Origin of the sequence: Mesorhizobium sp. M1004 (assembly GCF_040318795.1) — a bacterium.
GTDB lineage: Bacteria > Pseudomonadota > Alphaproteobacteria > Rhizobiales > Rhizobiaceae > Mesorhizobium.
The window spans coordinates 1-734 of sequence record NZ_JAMYNB010000046.1; the positions used below are offsets into that span (position 1 = coordinate 1).

Consider the following 734-nt stretch of genomic DNA (forward strand, 5'->3'; position numbering starts at 1 on the left):
GGAAGTCCCTCCAGGCCGAGCGGCTCTCGCGATTGGCCATCTCCACGGCCAGGATCTGGCGCCTTCCGTCCCAGTCGATACCGACCGCGATCAGCACCGCCTGACTCATGACAACACCGGCTTCACGCACCTTCTCGTAGCGCGCATCGAGGATGAGGTAAGGAAACGGCTCTTGAAGGGGGCGCCTGGCAAAGGCAGCGAGGCTCTCGTCCAGCCGCTTGTTGATGGCCGAGATCGACGAGGCCGAGAAGGCATGGCCGCACAGTTCTTCCGTGATCGCCTTCACCTTGCGGGTCGACACGCCCTGGACATACATCTCCGCCAGTGTCGCCACCAAAGCCCGCTCGGAACGCTGGTAGCGCTCGAACAGCTCGGTGGAGAAGCGCCCGGCCCGGTCCTGCGGAACCCGCAGCTCGATCTTGCCGACCCGCGTCACAAGGGTACGGCCGTAATAGCCCGAGCGATAGCCAAGCCGTTCGGGCGTGCCTCGCTCTTCGAGGCACCCAGCGCCTCGTCCATCTCGGCCTCAAGCACCTCCTGCATCACCGCACGGAGCACTTCGTGCAATCCATCCGGGTTCGAAAGCAAAATGTCTTTGACGGCAGCGCTGGCGGTCTTAACTTCAGTCTTGGTCATGGTGGCGTTCCTTCGCGGGAATCAGGTGACGTGAACAATCACCAGCCTGCCATGACCGCCCCCTCTCAGCGAATTTGCAGAACTCTCAGCACACTACC

General features: G+C 62.5%; 1 pseudogene. It reads right to left on the reverse strand.

Annotated elements, in window-relative coordinates:
• Positions 1-636 (reverse strand): annotated as a pseudogene (locus tag NKH54_RS32450) (IS256 family transposase); the annotation flags it as partial.
• Positions 637-734 lie beyond the last annotated feature (98 nt).